The following is a 17,388-nucleotide window of genomic DNA, read 5'->3' as shown; positions in this document are numbered from 1 at the left end:
CTGAGTCCCTTTCAGGCCGATAAAAACACCGGGGCCACCGAGGAACGACGACCATGCTCGCTGAAGTTCGAACCTTCAATGACTCTCAACAACACGCCGGCTCCATCCAGGGCTGGCGGCAAGTCTATGACCAACTCGGTCGTGGCTGCCTGACCAGTGAGCTGCGGCAGTTGTCCGCCGAGCGCTTTCAGATTTTCCAGGAAATCCTGGACAAACGTGTGGTGCAGCGCGGCTATGCGCCGAAAGGTCGATTGTGCGCAGCCATGTCTTTGGGTAGCACGCCGGTGGTGCAGGGGCAACAGGTGGGCACCCACAGCGTGGTGCTGTTGCGCGACGCCGAGGAGTTTGTGTTGCACGCACCAGAAGGCATGCACTTCTTCGCGCTCAACGTCGATGCGGTACGCTTCGCCAGACTGGCGGCCTTCGAATTGTCCGGCGATCAGCTCAAGCGCTTGAAGACCACGTCTCAGCTCTGTGTGGATGACGGCTTGCTGTTGCGAATACGCCAGCGTATTCAACCCTTGTTTCATCACCTTCTGGAACAGACCGACGCCATCAGCCCAACGGCCGAGAAAATGCTGGAGGACGAACTGCTCGACGTGTTCCTCGATTTGTTCAGCCACGCCACCGATGAGGTCCGTTGTCGTCGCGGTAATTTCGCCGTGAGTGCTTACCTGGTCAAGCGCTGCCAGGAGCTGATCGATGCCAGTGGCGATACACCACTGAGTATTCTCGACCTGTGCGAACACCTGCGGGTGAGCCGCCGGACCCTGCAGAACAGTTTTCAGGCGGTGACCGGAATGCGTCCTGTCGAATACCTGCGCAATCTGCGCCTCAATGCGGTCCGACGTCGCTTGATCGCAACCCCTGCCTGCACCCACAACGTCGGTGAGATTGCAGTGGCGATGGGCTTTTTTCATCTGAGCCACTTTGCTGCGCACTACCGGGCGTTGTTTGGCGAGCCCCCGTCCGAAACGCTCAGGGCGGTGCGCTAAAAGTCCATCAATGTGATCAGGCGTAACTGATCCGGTCGCTATAGGCGTTCTGCGCCATTTTGCGTTGGTAGTCGCACGGCGTGGTGCTGACCAGTTTCTTGAAGTCACGCAGGAAGTGCGATTGATCGGAAAAGCCCAGGTCGAGGGCCAGCTCCGAAAACGATACATCCTGTTGGGTATTGAGGGTTTCCAGGGCGGCCTGGCAGCGGATGATTCGGCAAAAGGTCTTGGGCGACAGGCCAGTGTCCTGGCTGAATTGTCGGTGCAGCGTGCGGCTGGTGTAACCGCTGAGGTCTTCCAGTTGCCGAATCCGAATATCACCGCGATGGCGCAGCGCCTGCTGAATGACCATGGCCGTAAGGGTTGAGGTTTTACCCATCAGGCGCGGGGCAAGGTAGTCGTTGAACAGCCGCATTTGCTCGCCCAGCTGCGGTGCCTGAACGATACTTTCGAAGATGCGCTGGGCAAATCCCGAGACCTCCAGCAGGTCGAGTTCCCGCTCGGTCAATTCCTCGGCCAGCACATTGATGAAACCGGGAATGACTCCCGGTGAAAAGCGCACGCCAAAGTAGTGATGGTTCTGGTGCAACTCGACCGCCTGGGCGGCGAGCGGCGTGCCACAGATCCTGGCGGTAGGGCGTGTTGCATCACAGTCGAAAACAATGTCCACGCAACCGTCCGGCACGGCCAGCAGATTGGTCGATTGCGCCACATCGAAGGCATAGAAATGCGAGATCGCCGGGTGCTCGGAGGGGATGACCGAATACCGTGAAGAGTTGAGCACGAACCAGGGCTGTTCGTTCGCCGTGTGGTGCCGACGCGTTGGCACGCGCTGTTTGATCATGGTTGCACCTTCGATGGGCAGCGATACGAGGATTTTCACGCATTAATTGCGCCAACTTTATCCATGCCGCCCAATCGGGCTTGTCCGAAATTTACAATACCGCCGAAACCCGCCCCCTGATACTCGACATCGACAGCGTGGAGCTGCGCCTACCGCAGCGATATCACCTTCAGTTCGAGAATAACTATGTCTACAAATACAAAAATCGACTTCATCTACCTCTCCGAGCAGGACATGATCCGTGCGGGCGTGACCGACATGCTGGCGTGCGTGAATACGATGGAGGAGATGTTCGGCTTGCTGTACTCCGGCGACTACCGCATGGCCGGCCCGAACAATGACTCCCATGGCGCGATGGTCATCTTCCCGCAGGATTCGCCCTTCCCGAACATGCCCAAGCCCACGGCCGATCGACGCATGATGGCCATGCCCGCCTACCTGGGCGGCAGCTTTTGCACCGCTGGCGTGAAGTGGTACGGCTCCAATATCGCCAACCGCGAAAAGGGCCTGCCGCGCTCCATTTTGATGTTCACCCTCAACGACCCCGACACCGGCGCGCCTTTGGCCCATATGTCGGCCAACCTGCTGTCCGCGTACCGCACCGGTGCGATTCCCGGCGTGGGTGCGCGTCACCTGGCACGCAAGGGCTCGAAGGTGGTCGGCTTGTTAGGCCCGGGTGTGATGGGCAAGACCACGCTGGCGGCGTTCATGGCGGTATGCCCGCATCTCGACACGCTGAAGATCAAAGGTCGTGGCCAGAAGAGCCTCGATGACTTTATCGCCTGGGTAAAAGAAACCTACCCACAGGTCACCACGATAAAAGTGGTCGACACCCTTGAACAGGTGGTCCGTGACTCGGACCTTGTTACCTATTGTAGCTCCGGCGAGGTGGGTGACCCCTCGATCTACCCAATTGTGAAGCGCGAATGGGTCAAGCCGGGTGCCTTCCTGGCGATGCCGGCGTCCTGCTCTCTTGACGAGGGGATGGAGCAGCCTGACGTGCGCAAGGTGCTGGACAACACCGGTCTCTACCAAGCCTGGTTTGAAGAACTGCCCAAGCCCGCGCATCACTGCGTGCCGGTGATTGGTGTGCGCTTCATGGACATGATCGCCGAAGGCAAGATGCGCCTCGAAGACGTCGAGGACATCGGCAAGATCATCGCCGGGGCCGCGCCAGGCCGTAAGCACGATGAAGAAATCATCATCATGTCGGTAGGTGGCATGCCCGTGGAAGACGTGGCCTGGGGCACGGTGGTGTACCGCAACGCCATCGAAAAAGGCATCGGCGTCACGTTGAATCTGTGGGAAACCCCGGTTCTGCGTTAAGCCACCCAACTCCTACTCTGACAAGGCATTCGACATGACAAAAATCACCAAGCTCAAGACCGGCTCCCCGTTTGAAGACCAGGCCAGCTACTCGCGCCTGGTGGTCGTGGACAATTGGATCTACGTCTCCAACACCGCCGGCCGCAACCCGCAAACCAAGTTGATCCCGGAGGACATCCTCGAGCAGACGCAGCAGGTATTCGCCAATATCGAAGCGGCCTTGGCCGCGGTCGATGCGAGCCTGGCGGATGTGGTGTGTTCGCGGGTGTTCATCCAGGACCCCAAGGACGTACCCGCCGTGATGAACATGATCGGCGAAAAGTTTCGCGGCATCGACCCGGCCAGCACCGTCACCTGTCCGCCCCTGGGCTCGACGGTCTACAAGGTGGAACTGGAAGTGACGGCGTATCGCAACGCGTCGAAGGCGCAAGTCGAAGTCATTCGCCTGACACAGTAACCGCCACGCGGCCGTGCGCAGGCGCGGTCGACTTCATTCGCTTACCGAGTCTTGAATATGGCACCGACTATAGCGCCTGTGAAAACCTCCACCGTGCTTCCCTACACGACTTCCGTCGTCATCATTGGCGGCGGGATTATCGGCCTGACCGCTGCGCTGACATTGGCCGAACGCAATATTTCGGTGGTAGTGCTGGAAAAAGGCCAGATCGCCGGTGAGCAGTCATCACGCAACCTGGGCTGGGTACGCAAGACCAGTCGCCACGCGGCCGACATCCCGCTGGCGCTCGCGGCGGATCGCTTGTGGGCGCAGATGCCCGAGCGGGTCGGGGCGGATGTCGGGTATCGGCGCGAAGGCATCATGTTCGTGGGCCGCACTCCATCGCAGATGGCGCTGCATGAGGGCTGGCTCAAGTCGGTGGAGCATCTGTCGCTGGATTCGCGGTTGCTCAGCAAACGCGAGATTGACGCGCTGGTGCCGGGCGGGGTGGGGGACTGGGCCGGCGGCATTTTCACGCCGTCCGATGCGCGTGCCGAACCGACGCTGGCCAGCAGCGCCATTGCCAAGGCGGCCATGTCCATGGGCGTGGTGATAATCGAGCAGTGCGCGGTGCGTACCCTGCAAATGTCCGCCGGAGCCGTCAGTGGCGTGGTCACGGAGAAAGGTGAGATTCGCTGCGATCATGTGTTGCTTGCGGGGGGGATGTGGTCACGACGCTTTCTCGGCAACCTCGGCGTGTCGTTGCCGACCTTGCCTTTGACCTGCTCGGTGCTACGTACCCAGCCAATGGAGGGGCCGACGCAGATTGCGGTCGGTGCGCCGGACTTTTCGTTTCGCAAGCACAGGGACGGCGGCTTCATCATCACCCAGCGCGGCAAACTGGATGCCTTCCTGACCCTCGATCACCTGTTGCTCGCCAGGCAATACATGCCGCAGTTCCGTGCGCAGCGCAGCGTCCTCAACGTCTCGCTGGGCAAGCCTTTTCTCAACGACCTGGCGCTTGCCCGGCGTTGGCGAGCCTACAGCGTCAGCCCGTTCGAACGTGTCAGGATGCAAGACCCGGCCGCCAACCCGCGGCTCAATAACGACGCGATGAACAACCTCATGGCGGCCTGGCCGATTTTTGCACAGGCGCGGATCGCCCAGGCCTGGGCAGGCACTATCGACGTCACGCCGGATTCCAATCCGGTCATTGGGCCGGTCGCGCAGATTCCGGGGCTGACCGTGGCCACCGGCTTCTCGGGGCACGGTTTTGGCACGTCGCCAGCGGCAGGTCAGCTTGCGGCGGATCTTGTCTGCGGGCAGACGCCAATCATTGACCCAAGCCCTTATCGCTTCGATCGTTTCTAGATCGGCCGGAGCCCTGCACAAAGGAACAAACCGATGCCTTCTGACAGCTGTTTCTTTACCAACCGCTCAGGCTTGCGCCTGCATTTTTTGCGTTGGGGCGAATCGACCGGCGTGCCCCTGGTGCTGTTACATGGCTTGCGCGCCTATGCACAGACCTGGGAGTCGCTGGTGCAGTCCTTGGGGGCGGGCTATTGCATCCATGCCCTGGACCAGCGCGGTCGAGGGTTGAGTGACTGGGCCGCGCCCGACAGTTATCACACACAGTCGTATGTCGAGGACCTCGAGGACTTTGTCGCTCATCTCGGCTTGTCGCGGTTTGTATTACTGGGGCACTCATTAGGCGGCGCCAACGCCCTTGAATATGCGCGGCAGAACCCGGGACGGCTGATGGGCTTGATGATCGAAGACATCGGTCCCGGCTCCTCAAGCCAGGGCGATGGTGCCGCGCGCATTCGTCGCGAGATGAGCCAGACGCCGTTGCAGTTCGATAGCTGGGACGCGGCTCGCGCCTTCTGGCAGGCTTCACGCCCGGGGTTGTCGGAGCAGGGCCTGGCGTCAAGGCTCGCGCATTCGATGAAGGCGCGCGACGGCGTGATCACCTGGCGCCATGATCAGCAGGGTATTGCCGAGGCGCGCCTGAGTATCGAACCGACGGACCTGTGGCCGGCGGTGCGCGCGTTGGATTGCCCGACCCTGTTCATTCGCGGTGGCCGCTCGGACTTCCTGCCGCCCGCGATGCTGCAGCTCATGAGCGCCAGCAACCCGCACATTCGGACGGTGGAGGTCGCCGACGCGAGTCACTATGTGCACGATGATCAAGGCGAGGTGTTCAACGCGCTGGTCGCAGGCTTTCTCAACAGCCTGGCGCTGCCGGGCCAATGACACCCTCGGCCCATCAGATCGCACTGCTGGATCGCTGACGGCCTTTGTGCCGTTCTCCATCGACACCTGCTTGCGTGGCGCCTGTTCAGCCGCGCCAGCTGGCCCTATCGACGTATCGATTCGTGGCGCGCCACCGTGAATGTCGCTCAGCTTTTCGGCTCGCCTCGTTTCACCATCGCGCGCCATTGCTGCACGCTCGATCGCTCGTGCATCCTGGCCTGCCAGGCGGCCAATGCTTCACATTCATCAGGTATCGGCAGTTTCACCAGCGAGGCGAAAATCATGCCGCCCAGCAGCGCAATATCGGCCATCGAGAATTCATTACCTGCAACAAAAGGCTGACCTTTCAGGACACTGTTGAAATAGTGCATCCCCCTGACTGCCTTGTCCCGCATCCGCTCACCCCATTCAGGGTTCTGAGACAGCTCGACGTCCGGCCCAAGCCCGGGCGTTGCGTGATGGAAATACACACTGACAGCGTCTAGAAATTCGATTTCCGCACGCTTGGTCATCATATGGATGAGACCTTTCTCGGTGGGGGTTTTACCCGTGAGCGTAGGGGCGCCTTCCAGTGCATCAAGGTACTGGGTGATGGCGGTGCACTCGGCAATGAGCGTGCCGTCGCCCAGCTCCAGGACGGGCAGTGTTCCCGAGTAATTGAGGGCCAGGAACTCGGGTTTCTTGTGCTCGCCTGCCCATAGATTGACCGGTACAAACTCGATCCGGGACAGCAGTCCTTTCTCGGCTAACGCGATACGGACACGCGCCGGGTAGGGGCCGTTGTACCAGTCGTAGATTTTCATCGTTGGGGATTCGGACACGTCGTGCGGTTGCTGGAAAGTCATGATTTATCTACCTGCCTGTCAAATGGTAGGTAGAGGTTGAGCGCTTGGTTCTGCGTTGTCAACAACTACCTGTCAGTTGGCAGGTAGCGACGTGTGCGAGTAACATCGGGCTCAATGACCCCATGAATCAAAGCATCGAGGAATGAAAACGTGAGCGAAAACGCCCGGGAAGCCATATTGGAAGCGGCCAAGGGAGCGGCTCAGATCCACGGCTACAGTGGGATCAATTTCCGAACCATCGCTGATGCAGTGGGGATCAAGAATGCGAGCATCTATTACCATTTCTCGAGCAAGGCCGACCTCGGCGCTGCCGTCGCCAGACGCTACTGGGAAGACACCGCCAGTGTTCTGGAGGACATACGCGGGGCAAACCCTGAGCCGATCAGCTGCCTGCAGGTGTACCCGACGATCTTCCGAAGCTCACTCGAGGGCGGAAACAGGCTGTGTCTGTCCAGCTTCATGGCCGCGGAATACCAGGACCTGCCCGAGGAAGTGAAGCGTGAAGTGCTGGCGTTTGCCGACATCAATGTGGCGTGGCTGGCGAAAGTACTCTCTGATACCGGCCTTGCAGGCGTTGAAGTGTGCGAGCGGCGTGCCCGGGCCATTTACACCGCGGTTGCTGGCGCTCAATTGATTGCCCGAACGCGCGTGGATATCGGTTTATTCGACGAACTGGTTCAGAGCTACCGGGAGGCGGGGCTCATTCCGACATAACAGGCTTGGCGCGTCAGGACGGTTGGCGACCGGAGCGCCCATGGCAGAGGTGCGGAGCGGGGAAAGGGACTACAAATCCAGCCCCACTGTCAGTATAGGAATTTTCAGGCAGTCCCCATGTCCAGTTCAGCCCAACTCAGCAACTTGAGCTTTCTGCTCTTTCGATCTGTAGTCAGTGAAGGCACAATGCGCATCCTTTTTTGACTGGCCATGTCGGAGGCCTTGAAATGATCAAGACGCCGTACTACCTCATCGACAAACAAAAGCTGCTGGTGAACCTGCAGAAGATCGCTTACGTGCGCGAACAGTCCGGGGCCAAGGCCCTGCTGGCACTCAAGTGCTTTGCCACCTGGTCGGTGTTTGACCTGATGCAGCAATACATGGACGGCACCACCTCGTCCTCGCTCTACGAGCTCAAGCTCGGTCGGCAGAAGTTCGCCGGCGAGACCCACGCCTACAGCGTGGCCTGGGCCGATGACGAAATCGAGGAGATGCTCGAAAACTGCGACAAGATCATCTTCAACTCCATCAGCCAGTTGCAGCGCTACACCGAAGCCTCCGCTGGCAAGGTCCGCGGTCTGCGGGTCAACCCGCAGGTGAGCAGCTCGGATTACCTGCTGGCCGACCCGGCGCGGCCATTCAGCCGCCTGGGCGAGTGGGACCCGGCCAAGATCGAGCAGGTCATCGAGCAGATCTCCGGCTTCATGTTCCACAACAACTGCGAGAACGGCGACTTCAACCTGTTCGACCAGATGCTGTGCACCATCGAAGAGCGCTTTGGCCATCTGTTGCACAAGGTCGAGTGGGTCAGCCTCGGCGGCGGTATCCATTTCACCGGTGAAGGCTACGCGCTGGACGCCTTTTGCGCGCGCCTCAAGGCCTTCTCGGAAAAATACGCCGTGCAGGTTTACCTGGAGCCGGGCGAAGCGGCCATCACCCAGAGCGCCTCGCTGGAAGTCACCGTGCTCGACACCCTCTACAACGGCAAGCACCTGGCGGTCGTGGACAGCTCCATCGAAGCGCACATGCTCGATCTGCTGATCTATCGCCTGAATGCCAAGCTGGCCCCCAGCGCGGGCGAACACACGTTCATGGTGTGCGGCAAATCCTGCCTGGCCGGAGACATTTTCGGCGAGTATCAATTTGATCGCCCACTGACCATCGGCGATCGGCTGTCGTTTGTTGACGCAGCAGGTTACACAATGGTCAAGAAAAATTGGTTCAACGGCCTGAAAATGCCGTCCATCGTGGTGAAGCAACTCGACGGAAGTGTCGAGGTGGTTCGTGAGTTTGGTTACAACGACTACATGTCCAGCCTTTCCTAAGCTGGCAGATAAAGAGAAATAGATAATTGAAGAAGAACGTACTTATCATTGGTGCAGGAGGTGTCGCCAAGGTGGTGGCCCACAAGTGCGCGCAGCACAACGACGAACTCGGTCGTATTGCTATCGCGTCGCGCAACATCTCCAAATGCCAGGCCATCATCGACAGCGTCAAAGCCAAGGGCAGCCTCAAGGTGCCCGCCGATATCCAGGCCTTCTCGTTGAACGCCCTGGATGTCGAAGCGACGAAGGCGTTGATCCGCGAAACCGAATCGCAGATCGTCATCAACGTCGGTTCGTCCTTCCTGAACATGTCGGTGCTGCGTGCCTGCATCGATACCGGCGTGGCCTATCTGGACACCGCCATTCATGAAGAGCCGGGCAAAGTCTGCGAGACGCCGCCCTGGTATGGCAACTACGAGTGGAAGCACCTCGAGGAATGCAAGCAGAAGAACATCACTGCCATTCTCGGTGTGGGCTTCGATCCGGGTGTGGTCAATGCCTATGCCGCATTGGCGCAGCAACAGTATTTTGACAGCATTGACTCGATCGACATCCTTGACGTCAATGCCGGTTCCCATGGCAAGTATTTCGCCACCAATTTTGATCCGGAAATCAATTTCCGCGAATTCACCGGGCAGGTGTGGAGCTGGCAGAACAGCCAGTGGACCAGCAACACCATGTTCGAAGTCAAGCGCACTGACGACCTGCCAGTGGTCGGGGCGCAGAACCTGTACCTGACCGGCCACGATGAAGTGCACTCGCTGTCGAAGAATCTCGGCGTGCCCAATGTGCGTTTCTGGATGAGCTTTGGCGAGCACTACATCAATGTGTTCACGGTGCTCAGGAACCTTGGCCTGCTCTCCGAGCAACCGGTCAAGACCGCCGAAGGCCTGGAAGTGGTGCCGCTGAAAGTGGTCAAGGCCGTGCTCCCTGACCCAAGTTCGCTGGCACCCGGCTATACCGGCAAGACCTGCATTGGCGACCTGGTCAAGGGCACCAAGGACGGCCAGCCGCGTGAAGTGTTTATCTACAACGTGGCGGACCACGAGGAAGCCTACGCCGAAACCGACAGCCAGGGCATTTCCTATACCGCGGGCGTGCCACCGGTGGCGGCCGCCTTGCTGGTCGCTCGCGGCGAGTGGGACGTGCAACGCATGGCTAACGTCGAGGAACTGCCGGCTGAGCCGTTCCTCAAGGCACTGGACGTGATGGGCCTGCCGACCCGTATCAAGGACGAACACGGAGACCGCCCCTGGAACGGCAAGGCCTGAGACCTCCACGGTAGTGTGAGTCTCGTTCCCTGTTCCATGCGCAAGAACGCCGCTCTTTGAGCGGCGTTTTTATTTGTGGGTAAGAGCGCTCGACAAGGCCAGCAACTTTCAGCGATGAATCCCCTCCAAGGAGCGATACTTGCATCGTGTCAGCCACCCATTTCACCTCGACCGGCTTTTCTTTTGGCTGCCCGGCCCCTGAACCACCAGCCAGTGGCTCTTCGATAGCGTATGACGGATTTTTAAATGAGTAGCAGCCCCACCACAGAAACCCCCGACAACTGGCAACCGGTCATTGCGCTGGCGTTGGCGGCCTTTGTCTTCAACACCACCGAATTCGTGCCGGTCGGCCTGTTGAGTGCCATTGGCGACAGCTTCGACCTGTCGAGCGCGCAGGTCGGGCTGATGCTGACGATCTATGCCTGGGTGGTGTCCCTGACCTCGCTGCCGGTGATGCTGCTCACCCGCAACGTCGAACGACGCAAACTGCTGATGGTGCTGTTCGGCCTGTTCATTGTCAGCCATGTGCTGTCCAGCCTGGCCGCAAGCTTTGGTGTCCTGCTGGTGAGCCGGATCGGCATCGCCTTGTCCCATGCGCTGTTCTGGTCCATCACCGCGTCCCTCGCGGTGCGGGTGGCGCCGAAGGGCAAGCAGGTGCAGGCGCTGGGCCTGCTGGCGACCGGGACATCCATGGCCTTGGTGCTGGGGATTCCGCTGGGCCGTCTGCTCGGCGAAGCCATGGGCTGGCGCACCACCTTTCTGGTGATTGCGTTGATGGCCGGCGCCCTGGTGCTCTGGCTGGGCAGAAGCCTGCCGTTGCTGCCGAGCCAGAACTCAGGCTCCCTGAGAAGCCTGCCCATACTGTTCAAACGCCCCGCACTGGTGGCGGTCTACGGCCTGACGGCGACGGTGATCACGGCTCAGTTCACGGCCTATAGCTATATCGAACCGTTCATCAAAACCGTGGCCGGCATGAGTGGCGAGGTGGTGACCCTGATCCTGCTGCTGTTCGGTGGCGCGGGGATTTTCGGCTCGCTGCTGTTCAGTCGATTCAATCGGCAGCACCCACAGCGCTTTCTGCTGGCGGCCACGGCGTTGCTGGTGCTGTGCCTGGCGTTGCTGTTGCCGTTGAGTGGCGGGGTTTCGACGCTGGGGATACTCAGCGTGTTCTGGGGCATGGCGATCATGTGCTTCGGGCTGTCGCTGCAATCGAAGGTGCTGGTGCTGGCGCCGGACGCAACCGATGTGGCGATGGCTCTGTTCTCGGGGATCTACAACATCGGGATCGGTGGCGGGGCACTGGTGGGCAGTTGGGTGGGGCGGCAACTCGGGTTTGCCTATGTCGGCGTGGTGGGGGGCGTGTTAGCAGGCCTGGCGCTGGCGTTCTACGGCCTCTCGGTTTATCGCGCTGGCCGGGCAGGGGCGGGGCGCTGAGCCCTGATCGAACGTGGGCGCCAGGAGCCCGGTCAGGTTCCTGGCGCTCATCGTGTTGCAATCACATCGCCGCGTGGAAAATCTCTTCGATTTGCGCCTGTTCCGCCGTCCGCGGGTTGGTGAAGCCGCAGGCGTCTTTCATGGCATTGGCCGCCAATGTTGGAATGTCCTCCACCTTGACCCCCAATTCAGTCAGGCCGCCTGGAATGCCAACGTCCAAAGACAATTTACGGATGCCGGCAATGGCCGCGACCGCGCCTTGCTCGTGGTCAAGATGCTGGGTATCGATCCCCATCGCCCTGGCGACGTCCGTCAGGCGAGCCTGGGAAACGCTGGCGTTGAAGCTCTCGACGTGGGGCAGCAATATCGCGTTGCAAACACCGTGGGGCAGGTCATAGAAGCCACCCAGTTGGTGGGCCATGGCGTGCACGTAGCCCAGGGAGGCGTTGTTGAACGCCATCCCGGCCAGGAACTGCGCGTAGGCCATATTCTCCCGCGCCTGCATGTCGCCGCCGTTGGCGACCGCATTGCGCAGGTTGGCGGAGATCAGCTCCACGGCCTTGAGCGCGCAGGCATCGGTGATGGGCGTGGCCGCGGTGGAAACATAGGCTTCGATGGCGTGGGTCAACGCGTCCATGCCGGTGGCGGCAGTCAGGCCTTTGGGCATGGCGGCCATCAATGACGGATCGTTGACCGACAGCAGTGGCGTCACGTTACGGTCGACGATGGCCATTTTCACGTGGCGGGTTTCGTCGGTGATGATGCAAAAGCGGGTCATCTCGCTGGCGGTGCCCGCCGTGGTATTGATGGCAACCAGTGGCATTTGTGGTTTGGCGGACTGATCGACGCCTTCGTAGTCACTGATATGCCCGCCATTGGTCGCACACAAGGCGATGCCCTTGGCGCAGTCATGGGGCGAGCCGCCGCCGAGGGAGATGATGAAGTCGGCGCCGCTGAGCTTGAGTTGCTCAAGACCTTTTTCGACGTTGCTCACAGTCGGATTCGGCTTGGCCCCATCAAATATCGTCGCCTGGATGTCCTGTGTCGCCAGTAGTTTGGCGACCTTGTCCGCGACGCCAGCTTTTGCCAGCCCGGCGTCGGTGACGATCAGCGCGTGACGAAAGCCATATTTGCGAATGGCGACCATGGCTTCATCGAGACTGCCGATGCCCATCATGTTTACGGACGGAATGAAGAACGTGCTGCTCATGACTAGCCCTCGTTATTGTGATTATTGGCCTGAACGGCCGGTGGTGCATTCATCAAGACGCACCCATCCTAGGAACGATGGCATCACGGTTAAATGGTCCTTTAGTCCTCGCAAGGGGGGTCTTTGGTCGTAATGGCACGCGGCTTCCTCCCATCGCAGGGGGGACCCCCTACCGAAGTAGGATACGGACCCGGGTCCAGTCTTCGTAGACTGAAGGATCAGACAGCGCACTTTGCGGAAGGCGACCATGGGACAGACCCAAACAGACGGCATAATCAGCGCGATGTCGATGGCAACCGAGGCGCAAGAGGTGGCCCAGGAGCTGGCGCGGCAGCTATTGCACCCGTACTTGGGGTTTGTGCTGTTCTTTTGTTCGGTCGAATACGATTTGCGCGCCCTGGGCAGCGCATTGCAGCAGAGCTTTGGCGGCATTCGCGTGGTGGGCTGTACCAGCGCCGGGGAAATTACCCCGCAGGGCTATGGCCGAGGCTGTGTGACCGCGGTGGGTTTTGATCATCGGCATTTCTCCATTGCCGCCGAGCTGATCGACGAATTGGAACGTTTCAGCCTGATCGACGCCCAGCAAATGGTCGAGCGACTGGTCGGCGGCTGTCGCAGCAACAGCCTGGCGCCGATCAAGGGCAACAGTTTTGCCCTGACACTGCTCGACGGCCTGTCCAGCCGCGAGGAAACGGTCCTTGCCGCGCTGAGCGCCGCCTTGGGCGATATCCCGCACTTTGGCGGCTCTGCCGGAGACGATAACTACCTGACCCATACCCATGTGTACTTCGGCGGCGAATTCCACAGCGGCGCGGCCGTGGTGCTGTTGGTCAATACCTGGTTGGACTTCGAAGTGTTCACCACGCACCACATTCTGCCGCGTGCGGAAAAGCTGGTGGTCACCCGCGCCGACAGCGGCATGCGCCGGGTCTACGAACTCAATGCCGAGCCTGCGGCCGAGGAATACGCGCAGATCATCGGGGTGCCCGTGGCACAACTCAATCACCAGGTTTTTGCCGCTCACCCGCTGGCGGTTCGTATCAACGATCAGTACTACGTCAGGGCCATTCAACAGGTCAATCCTGACCTGAGCCTGAGCTTTTACTGTGCGGTGGAGAACGGCATCGTGCTCACGGCGATGACGCCCGGCCCCTTGCTGCCGAACCTGCAGACGCTATTCGACGGCTTGCGGGAGCGCCTGGGGCCGTTGTTGCTGACCATCGGCTGCGATTGTTTCCTGCGGCGCCTGGAGCTGGAAGACGATGGCAGTGTCCAGCAGATCGGCGCCTTCCTGCGCGAGCAGCGGGTGATAGGTTTCAACACCTACGGAGAGCAGTTCAATGGCATGCATATCAACCAGACCTTTACCGGTGTCGCCATTGGACGCAACCGTGCAGCCATCTCCCGCTGAGCTGCTTGAGCAGATCGAACAACTGCGGCGGGACAATCACAAGCTGCGGCGGATCAATACGGCGCTGATCGAGCGGGTCGAGTCCGGGACCGCCCGTGGCAATGATTCCTATGCGGCCTTTCAGCATTCGGTGGTCCTGGCCGAGCAGGTCAGGGAACGTACCGATGCGTTGAACCAGGCCATGGCCGAGCTCAAGGCCAGCAATCATCTGCTCAGTGACGCACGCCTGCGGGCGGAAACGGCCCATCAACATCTGGTCGATGCCATTGAAAGTATTTCCGATGCGTTCGTGCTGTTCGATGAAGACCAGCGCATCGTGCTGTTCAACAGTCGCTTCAAGGCGTTCTGGGCCAACAGCCGGGTACGGATCATCGCGGGCATGCGCTTGACCGAGGTCAAGCGGCTGCTGGCCAGTACCGGGCTGTTCAGTGAAGAGCCACGGCACAGCGCCGGCGCACACCTGCTGTACCGTCTGAATGATGGTCGCTGGCTACAGGTCAGCGAGCGGCCGACCCGCGAGGGTGGCCGGGTGATCCTGTTTACCGACATCACGGACGTCAAACTCAGCGAAACCATGCGCCGCGAGCAAGCCGTCGCGCAGAAGTCGCACCTGCTGCAACGGGCCGTCGACAACCTGTCCCAGGGTGTCGCGATGGTCAACGCCGAGGGCATCCTGGAACTGTGGAATCGGCGTTTCCTGGAGCTGAGCGGGCTGGCGCCGGTTGCCGCGCACAGGCTGTTTTCCGAGGTCATCGCCGACAGCGAACTGGAGCTGTTGACGCCGGACAGCCGCGACGCCAACGGCCGGGTGATCCATGAACGGGAGCAGCGGCTGGACGATGGCCGGGTGCTGGAAATTCGCACGCATCCCTTACCCACCGGCGGTTTCGTCAACACCTTCACGGACATCACCGAACGCTACCAGCATGCTGAAGCCCTCAGCGAGAGCGAGCGCTGGATCCGCCTGATCACCGACCATGTGCCGGCGCTCATTGCCTACCTGAACGCCGACCTGGTCTATGAGTTCACCAACAAGGTCTATGAACAGTGGTACTGCTGGCCGCGTGGCGTGATGCTCGGACAGAGCCTGCGCGAGGTCCACAGCGAAGAGCATTACCAGCGCCTGGAAACCTATGTCGAACGCGCCCTTGCGGGGGAAAGCGTGACCTTCGAATGCCCTGAGATCAACATCAACAATCAGGAGCGCTACATGCTGCGCTCCTATGTGCCCAATCGCTTGGCCAATGGTGAAGTGATCGGCATTTTTGTCTTGATCCGCGATATCACCGAACGTCGCCGTACCGCCGAAGCGTTGCACCAGGCTTATCAGAACCTCGAGCAGCGAGTCCGCGAGCGCACCACCGAGTTGACCACCCTGAACAGCCAGTTGCTGCGTGAGATCGACGAGCGCAGTCGGGTCGAGTCGCGCCTGCGTGAAGCCAAGCTCGAAGCCGAGCAGGCCAACCTGTCGAAAACCAAGTTTCTGGCCGCCGTCAGCCATGATCTGCTTCAGCCGCTCAATGCCGCACGCCTGTTTACCAGTGCCTTGTTGGAGCGCCGCGAACCGGAGGCCAACGCAACCCTGGTGCGTAATGTCAGCAATTCGCTGGAAGACGTGGAGAATCTGCTCGGCACGCTGGTGGATATCTCCAAGCTGGATGCCGGGGTAATCAAGGCCGATATCGCGCCGTTTGCCCTGAGCGAACTGCTGGAAAACCTGGCGGTCGAGTTCGCGCAAGCGGCTGCCAGCGAGGGCTTGCGCCTGGCGTTCGTGCCGTGTTCGGCGCTGGTGCGCAGCGATATCCAGTTGCTCGCGCGGATTCTGCGCAACCTGCTGAGCAACGCCATCCGCTACACCACCACTGGCCGCGTGGTATTGGGTTGTCGTCGGCATCGCCATTGTCTGTCCATCGAGGTCTGGGATACCGGTATCGGGATTGCCGAGAACAAACTGGAGGAAATTTTCCAGGAGTTCAAACGCGGCGACGTGCAACGACCCCATCAGGATCGCGGGCTGGGTCTCGGGTTGGCCATTGTCGAAAAAATCGCCGGGATCCTCGGGCACAAGATCAGCGTCCGCTCGACCCCCGGCAAAGGCTCGATGTTCGCTGTCGAAGTGCCGCTGACCCTCTGCGCGCCCAAGCCACAGACCCAGCTACCCATGACGGGGCCCATGCTCGAAAGGTTGCGCGGGGCACGGATCTGGGTGCTGGACAATGATGCGACGATTTGCGCGGGGATGCGCACGCTCCTGGAAAGCTGGGGCTGCGAGGTTGTCACCGCGCTGTGCGAACAGGACCTGGCGCGGCAAGTGGACAACTATCATGGCGACGCCGACCTGTTGATTGCCGATTATCACCTGGACCATGAACAGAACGGTGTCGATGTCGTGGCCACGATCAACGCCCGACGTGGCTTGCCCTTGCCGGCGCTGATGATCACGGCCAACTACAGCAATGAACTGAAGCTGCAAATGCGTGAGCTGGGCCACACCTTGATGCACAAACCGGTGCGGCCGATGAAGCTCAAGACTGCCATCAGTCATCTGCTGGGCAAGGAGTCGGTGGGTTGACCCACTCAGCGCCGCAGGTAGGCGGTGAAATCGATATCCCCGGCGCTGAGAATCGCCTGGACCCGGTTATGCACGTTGAGCTTGCGCAGGATGGCCGAGACGTGCGCCTTGACCGTGGTCTCGGCGATTTCCAGGGTGTAGCCGATCTGTTTGTTCGACTCGCCCTTGGTCATACGTTCCAGGACCAGCAATTGCTTGCGGGTCAGCGATTGGAGTAACTCAGGCGCAAAGCCGGGGGCGCTGTTCATGCTGCGCCGGGTGTCGGCCTTTGGCGAGTGGATGATATCCGGAGGCAGATAGACATTGCCGTTGAGGATCTGCTCGATGGCGTCAGTCATCTGCGCCCGTGGCGACGACTTGGTAATAAAGCCCACCGCACCGTACATGATGGCTTGCAGCACAATCTGCTTGTCTTGTTCGGCGGACACGATCACCACCGGGATGGTGGGCGCCTCGTTGCGCAGATTGATCAGGCCATTGAGGCCGTGCATGCCAGGCATATTCAGGTCGAGCAGAATCAGGTCGAAGTCGTCATGGCGCTGAGTCAGTGCCAGCGCGCTCTCCAGGTCGGCGGTTTCCATCACTTCGCAGCCCGGAAAACCGTCGCTGATCACATTGGCGATGGCTTCACGAAACAGCGGGTGATCATCGGCAATTAGAATTTTGTACATGGCCTTGCACCTGTTTATTTTTGATTGCGGTGTGGTGGCGGGGCATTTCTGTTGTTCAGGGAAAGGGCTCAGGGTACGAAG

At 60.3% G+C, this 17,388-nt stretch carries 15 protein-coding genes; 11 read left to right on the top strand and 4 right to left on the bottom strand.

Features of this window, described 5'->3' with window-relative positions; translation table 11 throughout:
• Window positions 1-53 precede the first annotated feature (53 nt).
• On the top strand, window positions 54-995 hold the full coding sequence (locus M5C56_RS05580) for a helix-turn-helix domain-containing protein (RefSeq protein WP_103499226.1): 942 nt from the start codon (window positions 54-56) through the stop codon (window positions 993-995).
• Window positions 996-1,011: 16 nt separating this feature from the next.
• Here M5C56_RS05580 and M5C56_RS05575 read toward each other — a convergent pair whose 3' ends face one another.
• The gene (locus M5C56_RS05575) at window positions 1,012-1,839 is read right to left on the bottom strand and encodes a helix-turn-helix domain-containing protein (RefSeq protein WP_103499236.1); all 828 of its coding nucleotides are present in this window, start codon (window positions 1,837-1,839) and stop codon (window positions 1,012-1,014) included.
• A gap of 186 nt (window positions 1,840-2,025) precedes the next feature.
• Here M5C56_RS05575 and M5C56_RS05570 point away from each other — a divergent pair, with 186 nt between their 5' ends.
• From M5C56_RS05570 to M5C56_RS05555, 4 genes are read left to right on the top strand one after another with little or no spacing between them, the layout of a single operon-like run.
• Entirely contained in the window at window positions 2,026-3,165 is a 1,140-nt protein-coding gene (locus M5C56_RS05570; RefSeq protein WP_103499225.1) for a tyramine oxidase subunit B, read from the top strand.
• A gap of 34 nt (window positions 3,166-3,199) precedes the next feature.
• Window positions 3,200-3,622 (top strand): RidA family protein, encoded by a 423-nt coding sequence (locus tag M5C56_RS05565; protein WP_103499224.1) that lies wholly within the window; start codon window positions 3,200-3,202, stop codon window positions 3,620-3,622.
• Window positions 3,623-3,679: 57 nt separating this feature from the next.
• Window positions 3,680-4,972, top strand: a complete 1,293-nt coding sequence (locus M5C56_RS05560; RefSeq protein WP_247263028.1) for an FAD-binding oxidoreductase — start codon at window positions 3,680-3,682, stop codon at window positions 4,970-4,972.
• 33 nt (window positions 4,973-5,005) lie between these two features.
• Window positions 5,006-5,854 (top strand): alpha/beta hydrolase, encoded by an 849-nt coding sequence (locus M5C56_RS05555; RefSeq protein WP_103496855.1) that lies wholly within the window; start codon window positions 5,006-5,008, stop codon window positions 5,852-5,854.
• Between the two features lie 146 nt (window positions 5,855-6,000).
• Here the strand turns inward: M5C56_RS05555 and M5C56_RS05550 are convergent, their stop codons facing one another.
• Complete coding sequence (locus tag M5C56_RS05550; protein ID WP_103496854.1) at window positions 6,001-6,699, bottom strand: glutathione S-transferase; 699 nt, start codon at window positions 6,697-6,699, stop codon at window positions 6,001-6,003.
• Between the two features lie 150 nt (window positions 6,700-6,849).
• Between M5C56_RS05550 and M5C56_RS05545 the strand changes: the two genes are divergently transcribed.
• The 4 genes from M5C56_RS05545 to M5C56_RS05530 all read left to right on the top strand — a co-directional run bounded on the left by M5C56_RS05545 (window position 6,850) and on the right by M5C56_RS05530 (window position 11,443).
• Entirely contained in the window at window positions 6,850-7,413 is a 564-nt protein-coding gene (locus tag M5C56_RS05545) for a TetR/AcrR family transcriptional regulator (protein WP_103496853.1), read from the top strand.
• Between the two features lie 227 nt (window positions 7,414-7,640).
• A complete protein-coding gene (locus tag M5C56_RS05540) occupies window positions 7,641-8,738 on the top strand; it encodes a carboxynorspermidine decarboxylase (RefSeq protein WP_103496852.1) in 1,098 nt (365 codons plus the stop codon).
• Window positions 8,739-8,764: 26 nt separating this feature from the next.
• Entirely contained in the window at window positions 8,765-10,009 is a 1,245-nt protein-coding gene (locus M5C56_RS05535) for a saccharopine dehydrogenase family protein (protein WP_103496851.1), read from the top strand.
• A gap of 246 nt (window positions 10,010-10,255) precedes the next feature.
• Window positions 10,256-11,443 (top strand): sugar transporter, encoded by a 1,188-nt coding sequence (locus M5C56_RS05530; RefSeq protein ID WP_103496850.1) that lies wholly within the window; start codon window positions 10,256-10,258, stop codon window positions 11,441-11,443.
• Window positions 11,444-11,504: 61 nt separating this feature from the next.
• Here the strand turns inward: M5C56_RS05530 and yiaY are convergent, their stop codons facing one another.
• On the bottom strand, window positions 11,505-12,653 hold the full coding sequence (gene yiaY / locus M5C56_RS05525; RefSeq protein WP_103496849.1) for an L-threonine dehydrogenase: 1,149 nt from the start codon (window positions 12,651-12,653) through the stop codon (window positions 11,505-11,507).
• Between the two features lie 247 nt (window positions 12,654-12,900).
• Between yiaY and nosP the strand changes: the two genes are divergently transcribed.
• Both nosP and nahK read left to right on the top strand, forming a co-directional pair.
• Complete coding sequence (gene nosP / locus M5C56_RS05520) at window positions 12,901-14,064, top strand: nitric oxide-sensing protein NosP (protein WP_103496848.1); 1,164 nt, start codon at window positions 12,901-12,903, stop codon at window positions 14,062-14,064.
• Window positions 13,994-16,636, top strand: coding sequence for a hybrid sensor histidine kinase/response regulator NahK/ErcS' (gene nahK, locus M5C56_RS05515; protein WP_103496847.1), 2,643 nt, complete (start codon window positions 13,994-13,996; stop codon window positions 16,634-16,636). The genes nosP and nahK overlap by 71 nt, the downstream gene beginning before the upstream one ends.
• A 5-nt stretch (window positions 16,637-16,641) precedes the next feature.
• Here the strand turns inward: nahK and M5C56_RS05510 are convergent, their stop codons facing one another.
• Window positions 16,642-17,307 carry a response regulator transcription factor gene (locus M5C56_RS05510; RefSeq protein WP_103496846.1) on the bottom strand — a complete coding sequence of 222 codons (666 nt, stop codon included), beginning with the start codon at window positions 17,305-17,307 and terminating at the stop codon, window positions 16,642-16,644.
• Window positions 17,308-17,388 lie beyond the last annotated feature (81 nt).

This window comes from Pseudomonas sp. MWU13-2862 (assembly GCF_023242495.1).
Classification (GTDB): Bacteria; Pseudomonadota; Gammaproteobacteria; order Pseudomonadales; family Pseudomonadaceae; genus Aquipseudomonas; species Aquipseudomonas gingeri_D.
This window is presented reverse-complemented; position numbering and strand designations above follow the sequence as displayed.

What these genes read in the sequence shown, in the direction of transcription:
- M5C56_RS05580 (WP_103499226.1), top strand. Translation starts at nt 54, where the DNA reads ATGCTCGCTGAAGTTCGAACCTTCAATGACTCTCAACAACACGCCGGC.
- M5C56_RS05575 (WP_103499236.1), bottom strand. Translation starts at nt 1,839, where the DNA reads ATGATCAAACAGCGCGTGCCAACGCGTCGGCACCACACGGCGAACGAA.
- M5C56_RS05570 (WP_103499225.1), top strand. Translation starts at nt 2,026, where the DNA reads ATGTCTACAAATACAAAAATCGACTTCATCTACCTCTCCGAGCAGGAC.
- M5C56_RS05565 (WP_103499224.1), top strand. Translation starts at nt 3,200, where the DNA reads ATGACAAAAATCACCAAGCTCAAGACCGGCTCCCCGTTTGAAGACCAG.
- M5C56_RS05560 (WP_247263028.1), top strand. Translation starts at nt 3,680, where the DNA reads ATGGCACCGACTATAGCGCCTGTGAAAACCTCCACCGTGCTTCCCTAC.
- M5C56_RS05555 (WP_103496855.1), top strand. Translation starts at nt 5,006, where the DNA reads ATGCCTTCTGACAGCTGTTTCTTTACCAACCGCTCAGGCTTGCGCCTG.
- M5C56_RS05550 (WP_103496854.1), bottom strand. Translation starts at nt 6,699, where the DNA reads ATGACTTTCCAGCAACCGCACGACGTGTCCGAATCCCCAACGATGAAA.
- M5C56_RS05540 (WP_103496852.1), top strand. Translation starts at nt 7,641, where the DNA reads ATGATCAAGACGCCGTACTACCTCATCGACAAACAAAAGCTGCTGGTG.
- M5C56_RS05530 (WP_103496850.1), top strand. Translation starts at nt 10,256, where the DNA reads ATGAGTAGCAGCCCCACCACAGAAACCCCCGACAACTGGCAACCGGTC.
- yiaY (WP_103496849.1), bottom strand. Translation starts at nt 12,653, where the DNA reads ATGAGCAGCACGTTCTTCATTCCGTCCGTAAACATGATGGGCATCGGC.
- nosP (WP_103496848.1), top strand. Translation starts at nt 12,901, where the DNA reads ATGGGACAGACCCAAACAGACGGCATAATCAGCGCGATGTCGATGGCA.
- nahK (WP_103496847.1), top strand. Translation starts at nt 13,994, where the DNA reads ATGGCATGCATATCAACCAGACCTTTACCGGTGTCGCCATTGGACGCA.
- M5C56_RS05510 (WP_103496846.1), bottom strand. Translation starts at nt 17,307, where the DNA reads ATGTACAAAATTCTAATTGCCGATGATCACCCGCTGTTTCGTGAAGCC.